General features: G+C 41.4%; 6 protein-coding genes. 3 read left to right on the top strand and 3 right to left on the bottom strand.

What is annotated here, in order from left to right; translation table 11 throughout:
- Nucleotides 1-111 precede the first annotated feature (111 nt).
- A complete protein-coding gene (locus tag M3180_RS17945; protein WP_251670029.1) occupies nt 112-666 on the bottom strand; it encodes a hypothetical protein in 555 nt (184 codons plus the stop codon).
- A gap of 41 nt (nt 667-707) precedes the next feature.
- Entirely contained in the window at nt 708-2,216 is a 1,509-nt protein-coding gene (locus tag M3180_RS17940) for a hypothetical protein (RefSeq protein ID WP_251670027.1), read from the bottom strand.
- 220 nt (nt 2,217-2,436) lie between these two features.
- Here M3180_RS17940 and M3180_RS17935 point away from each other — a divergent pair, with 220 nt between their 5' ends.
- The 3 genes from M3180_RS17935 to ltrA all read left to right on the top strand — a co-directional run bounded on the left by M3180_RS17935 (nt 2,437) and on the right by ltrA (nt 5,603).
- The gene (locus M3180_RS17935; protein WP_251670025.1) at nt 2,437-3,054 is read left to right on the top strand and encodes a hypothetical protein; all 618 of its coding nucleotides are present in this window, start codon (nt 2,437-2,439) and stop codon (nt 3,052-3,054) included.
- 6 nt (nt 3,055-3,060) lie between these two features.
- Nucleotides 3,061-3,597, top strand: a complete 537-nt coding sequence (locus M3180_RS17930) for a hypothetical protein (RefSeq protein ID WP_251670023.1) — start codon at nt 3,061-3,063, stop codon at nt 3,595-3,597.
- Between the two features lie 680 nt (nt 3,598-4,277).
- Nucleotides 4,278-5,603 carry a group II intron reverse transcriptase/maturase gene (ltrA, locus tag M3180_RS17925; RefSeq protein ID WP_251670020.1) on the top strand — a complete coding sequence of 442 codons (1,326 nt, stop codon included), beginning with the start codon at nt 4,278-4,280 and terminating at the stop codon, nt 5,601-5,603.
- 89 nt (nt 5,604-5,692) lie between these two features.
- Here the strand turns inward: ltrA and M3180_RS17920 are convergent, their stop codons facing one another.
- The gene (locus M3180_RS17920; RefSeq protein ID WP_251670018.1) at nt 5,693-6,865 is read right to left on the bottom strand and encodes a glycoside hydrolase family 130 protein; all 1,173 of its coding nucleotides are present in this window, start codon (nt 6,863-6,865) and stop codon (nt 5,693-5,695) included.
- Nucleotides 6,866-6,922 lie beyond the last annotated feature (57 nt).

The following is a 6,922-nucleotide window of genomic DNA, read 5'->3' as shown; positions in this document are numbered from 1 at the left end:
ACGAAATTAGCAGTAGATCGCATCAATAAACAATTCAACCAACAAGCAGCTTAAGCTTCAAAAATGAGATTTCAGAAATTCTGTTCGTCTGACTTTATTTAGAGAAGTGCATTATGAAATTGATTCATCTACTAATTTAATATATTTATGATAGGCAGCCTTAACTTCTGTACTTACTTTATTAAATTCCGATGATGTTGGATCCAACAGCAAATTCTCTTTCTCATCGTCTGGCATATCAATTATGCTTCGGCTAATAAGCATGATGTCATCATTCATATCTTTAAGTAATGTTGAAGCTTCCTCTTTGTTTAAGGGACCTTCCTCAAGGGATAAATCCAGGAATAAAGGGTCATACGCTAGTGTTAGCAGATTTCTCATATTTATTGATAAATCATCTGGTCTTCCTGTAAAATTGTGAGCTACTTGATTCACAAACAATCGATATCTTGTAGGTTCTTGATAATCGTTCGTTATATAGTGTTTTTCTACCGTTTCAGACATGCGATAAAGCTCATACCATTCATGGTTTAGATTCCCTACGTAATCCTTCTTAAGTTCATTCAATTGTTTATTTAAAGCAAAAATATTCGCCGAAACAATAAGGAGAACAATAGCCATAGCGATGCATCCTATCATCCACTTTTTTTCTCTGAATCGATTCAAATCGTTTCCTCCCATTACGAAACTTTTCCTATTAGAGGTTACTACTGTTCGTTCACATAATAAATACGATTAATAAGGCCATCAGTACCGTACAACACAGCGAGTCCCGGTTCTGGATCAGGAAGATCATAACCAAGCTCAATAACAGGCAAACACCGTGCTTCCTCTTTTATCTTAATAATCATCTTCTCTTCTTGTAGCAGTAGCTCTTGTTGCTCTGTATCTGCTTTGTCTTGTGGTAACTGCTCATTTGGTTGCTGAGAAGGTAGCTTTGTAATCGTTGGTTCATTATTTTCACCGTAAATTAACAAGGTGGATGGCTCCATTTGAGTCGGAATATGATGCTTCATATATTCGTTAAAATCTTTGTATTCAGTTTCAATGCCAGCAGAGTGACGAGTCGCGTCATTCTTCTCAATTTCAGTGGGACAAGTAGCCTCGTTATTATCCTCAGTGGATATAGCGGTGTTATCATCAATCGAGGTTGATGAAGGCGTTATTGATGCGGAAGTATGTTTTACAACCTGTATATTATTCAAAAAACCATTCGATTGTATGAAGATCTCGCTGAATTCCTTGGACACTAATGAGTATTTATATAATCCACGCTTATTATTAATATCAGCAATGGAATAGATTAACGTACCATCAGAAGAGTAATTCGCGTCCCCTATTTGTAGTCGATAAGTATCCCAAGCTGTTTCAGTCACTGTATTGTCTGTTAAGCTGTATCTAATTAGCGTAGATGGAACATCAGCTTCATTATATTGTTTATCACTGAATGCAGCCACAACGTTATCTGTAGTCATTATTGTTCGAATCCATTCATTCTTGCTAAACAACACACGGTATTTTTCAAAAGAGTAATCAATTTCATATACTGAATGCAAGGGCATTTTGAAATTGTTCTTCCCAGCAGGTCCATCCTGATGAAGTACATTGTATCTTCTCTCGGCATCTGAATAAGCAGACACATAAATTTTTTTGTTTTTTTGATCCACCGAAATCGTTTCTATATTAGTATCATCAATTGTATCTTCGCTTCCCCAATAGGTAAGTTCTCCAGTATTTAAGTTAAGTGAACCCAGTTGTAGTACATTAGATTTTTGTGGACGCGCAACAAATAATAATTGATTCTCTACGGGAATAATATAATTGACTGCAAAAAGATCTTCTGTTAATTGTTTTTCTGTATTTGTATTTAAATCAGTTACGAATATTTGATCTCCAGACGTATCGGTTGATTGATCAAGTAAGACACTTTTCGTGTAATAAATAAGGTTATTGGCTTTATCGTAATATCCTAGTGGATACTGAGAGGTATACTCTATCTCAAATATTTTTTTCGCTAGCTGTTCTATGCTATCGTAGTACCAAAATTCATTAATTATAGAGCTATTAGGTTCGTCTGTTACATATCGAGAGTAAGTAAACGTAACATATTCCGACTCTATTTTAGAAACTTCCTGATTTGGGAAACAGCCAGAGGTTGAGAATAACAGTGCAAATGCAAGGGACAGGATACCTATTAGCTTTCCAAAAAACTTCATAGCAAATACTCCTTTTAATATTATTCTCCATGAATACAGAAGATGTTACACTGCATTGTAATAAATTACAAATTAATAAATATTTAGTGGAGATGATACCACGAAGCAGCTGTGCTTAAAAACTCACAACTTAAGAGGGAAAGACATATCTTGAAACGGCACATGTTAATATGGAATTTAAAGTAAGATTGAGTGTTATATTTTCTAGGAGTGATGAGGTTTGCGTTATTCTAAAAAGTTATTGCTCTGTATACTAGCATTTACTCTTACATTGCTAGTTGTCAGCGGATGTAATAGCTCAGGTGATGAGTCCAATAAGAAGGCTTCTACTTCACTTTATAAAGTCGTAAGGCCTCTATTAGAAACGGTGCATAAGGATAACACTTTTGTAATTGAAGAGATTCCGTGGCTAATATCTAAAGAAGGAGTGATTCAGCAAAAACAATTGACCGGCATTCAGATCGACGACATAGATCGATTGCTTGTTAAGGGCAAGCTGCCATTAGATGATTCAATTCAACAGCATATCATCTACAACTTTGAAGAGAATCAATTGGTATCTGGTGCGTACTTGTTTATTACGAGTGAAAAAGAGCTATTCGATGAGCTGGGCTTAGCGGTAAAGGATGTTATACAAGAATCCTTTCCAGAGCCTCGTTCTACTAATTTCAATACCTTGGACAGTGCTGCAGCATCAGCCGAAAAGAATGAAAGTATCATGTGGCAAGGCTCAGATAAAAGCTATATGTGGGTAAATATGCTTACCAATGAATCTTCCGAATTGATACTGCAAATCCAAATTGCTTCACCTATCGAACAAATTAGCCTGCAAAGGTAAACTTATATGAGAAGATATAAACCTGTTTATTTTTTAATTACTGTGCTGCTGTCATTAGCAATATTTTTTATGCTAGCTACTAACCTCGACAATAGCAACAATTCAGTACAAACTCATAGATTTGAAGGATCGGCAAAGACAACGTTTTTATCCTTCACCGTTTCTTATTCTATTGATGATGAACGAATGACAAAAAGCTACCGTATAGAGGATGACGGATTAATAAGTATCATAACTGAACCAGACCATCCGAAAAACGAACCTCTTTTACTAGCAAGCGATTTTATGAAGTTGTTTAAGCAAATGGATAAGAACGATATAGTTGAGTATGCAGGTTCAAAACATAGTATCGTTATTGCTGAATTCGAAAAGCTAGCTCGATTAGATCAAGCAGGAATTCCGGAAGATAGAATGGTCATATACAAAGATAGCTTGGTTCCTTTTGGTGAGATTCGATCAGATGGACAGCAGGCGATATGTTACACAACATTCCACGTTAATGGTAAAGGTGTACAGCTTCCAATAGTATTTCATTTAAATTAGTAAAGCCGGTATTGAGGATGTGATCCTTAATGCCGGCTTTTTGTGCGCTTGGCAGCGCAATCGACTAACGAGTGAAAGTCTCCAGCACACCGCAGGTGGCGGAAGTGCATAGCTGACGCATAGTGCGTAGTTCGCGAGAATGCGTGCGGAGGATGCGAAGGCAAAACCCGGAATAGGCGGTTTAACCATGTTGGCTGACGGAGTCGGATAACTCTGCAAAAGAAGAGGAAGTCCTGTACCACCATAGACTCCGTAAGTTAAGAGGACTGGATTCGGGGGAAAGTCGGTTGACGTGACCCAAGGAGATCTCATCATTTCCATATCAAGTGGTAACCATTGCTCGAGATCGTGAGGATCAAGACAATGTTAAGAGTGGTGAGAAGTCAGACGTAGGGATAGTAGTTACAAAGTTTGCCGGAAAGACCGCAAAGGCAAATGAATTGGCGCGATGTCGTCAATACAAGCTTCGACTCAAAAGGCGAAGACTTGTGTGAAGCCCGAAACCGTGGAAGAAGAGAGATGGAGAGAAGCCATGTGCCAGACAGAAGCCGGGGAGCTAGGATGTGCGAAGATCCGGGGAATGAACATAAGGAGAAGCCGTCTGGGGCGAGTACTATTTTGGAAATGAAGATTGCCGTAAGGCTACAAATCATGGAACGAAATCGGGAAGGAAAACGAACATGGAAGAACAAGGAACAACCAATCACTCTCGTGAAGGAGTAAATCAAAAGGAACGCAAATGGTACAGCCTCATCGACAAGATATGGGCGAAGCCAAACCTAGAGGAAGCCTTTAAAGAGGTCAAGCGAAACCGAGGTTCAGCAGGGATTGATCGAATGACCATCCAGGCATTCGAATCGCAGTTGGAACACCATCTAGAAGTGGTTCAGCAGACACTAAAGAACAAGACGTATCACCCAAAACCCGTACGTCGTGTCTACATCCCCAAAGCAGACGGAACGTCAAGGCCGCTGGGCATTCCTACCGTGGGAGACCGAGTGGTTCAAGCCGCAACGAGACGCATATTGGAACCGATTTATGAATCAAAGTTTATGGATTGTAGCTATGGGTTTCGACCGGGAAGAAGTGCACACATGGCATTGAAGAAGATCCGTCAAGATCTAAACGATGGATATCGATATGTGATTGATGCAGACTTGAAGTCTTATTTCGACACCATTCCGCATGAGAAGCTCATCCGCATGGTGAAAGAAACCGTAGTCGATGGAAGTGTGTTAACTTTGTTGGAGAAATTCCTGAAGGCAGGTATCCTAGACGGTGGAAGCTTTCACCTAAATGAGCAGGGCACACCACAAGGGGGAGTCATCAGCCCTCTGCTAGCCAATATCTATCTACATCCGTTAGATCTGGCGATGACGGAACGCGGGCATCGACTGACACGCTATGCAGATGACTTTGTGATTTGTTGTCGTACGCAAAAAGGAGCAGAGCGGATTCTAAAATCGGTAACGAAGCTGCTAGAGAGAGAAATGGGACTTATCATTCATCCAGAAAAGACGAAAATCGTCAATAGCAAGAGGGAATCTTTCGAGTTTCTTGGGCATGAATTCAAACCAGGGAAATGGATGGTACCGTCAGATAAAGCGATGACAAAATTCAAGAAACGTGTGAAGGAAATCACAAGACGAAACCAAACGGTGGATGTGCAGCAATTGGTGAAGAAAAAATTGAATCCCTATCTCCGTGGGTGGGGCAACTATTTCGGAATGGCAGATGTACAGATGAGATTTCGGGATCTGGACAAATGGATAAGAAGAAGGCTTCGTTCTGTCCAGTTGCGAAGCTGGAGAAAGGTGCGGAAACTTCACCGAGAGATGCGTAGAAGAGGATGGAAAAGCCGTGACCTACCTGGGCTACGTATGACAGCATGGCGCAGTTCTCATTCCACTTATGCTCAATATGCGATGCCAAATCAATGGTTTGAAGAAATCGGTCTTTGCAGTCTATCTATGATTTACAAAGAACTTCATCCCCAGAGGGGATAGTCACTGGAGGAGCCGGATGCGATGACCCGCATGTCCGGATCTGTGAGAGGCCTATGCGCATGCGCATAGGCCTACTCGATTCGTCACACTTACACGAAGCTAGCATTCCTCTCAATAAGCGCTAGTCTTTGCTGAACACAAGCGTAGGAGCGCATCCCGTCTGGGGGCGTATTGACTGCGTAATCAAGCAGCCGCTCAACCGAGGAAGTTGCAACATGGCAGCGCGTATCGGATGAGGCGTAGTAGATAAACACCTTACCATCCTCATTCACGACAGCACCATTACAGAAGATAACATTCGATACATCACCGACACGCTCTTCTCCTTGCGGTGCGATCAGATGCCCACCTGGCGCATAAATCACCTTAGAGGGATCCTCGAGACTCGTAACAAATAGATAGACAACATAACGCAAGCCGGCCGCAGTGTTGCGAACACCATGAGCGATATGAAGCCAGCCTTTATCTGTCTTAATCGGAGCAGGGCCTTGACCGTTCTTTACTTCTTTAATCGTATGATAATAGCGCTCATCAATAATAATTTCTTCATCGATCTTTGCTTGCTCGATGCTATCGGATAAGCCCCAGCCGATGCCTCCGCCTGAGCCTGTATCGATAAAGCCATCCTGTGGGCGAGTATAGAACGCGTACTTGCCGTCAACAAATTCTGGATGAAGCACGACATTACGCTGCTGATTGGAGCGTGTTTTTAGATCGGCAAGACGTTCCCACGACTTTAGATCCTTTGTACGAGCGATGCCGCATTGCGCAATAGCGCTTGATAGATCACCAGGAGCGGCATCAGGGTCCTTACGCTCTGTACAGAACAGACCATAGATCCAACCATCCTCATGCTGTACTAAGCGCATATCGTATACGTTGATGTCCGGCTCATCGGTTTCAGGCAAGTTGAGTGGAGCATCCCAAAACCGGAAATGGTCAACCCCATTGTCACTCTCAGCTATTGCGAAAAATGATTTTCGGTCATTGCCTTCTACGCGAGCGACGACGTAATATTTACTGTTAAGATAGATCGCGCCAGGATTGAATACACAATTGATTCCAAGCCGCTCCATAAAATATGGATTGGTTGACGGATTGTAATCGTATTGCCAATGCAGCGGGGCATGTGCCGCTGTTAGAATTGGATGCTGATAGCGTTCAAAAATTCCGTTGCCACCTTCAAGTGGAGCGTTAGGTCGAGAGATTAGCTCCTCGTATTGCTTTGTAAGATATGCCTTGCGTTGTTCAAAAACTGTCATGATAATCATCCCTTCATTTCAATTATGCTGTATTTCATCGTCCTATGCTTCATCGTC

The organism is Paenibacillus camelliae (assembly GCF_023715345.1).
Lineage (GTDB): Bacteria > Bacillota > Bacilli > Paenibacillales > Paenibacillaceae > Pristimantibacillus > Pristimantibacillus camelliae.
This window is presented reverse-complemented; position numbering and strand designations above follow the sequence as displayed.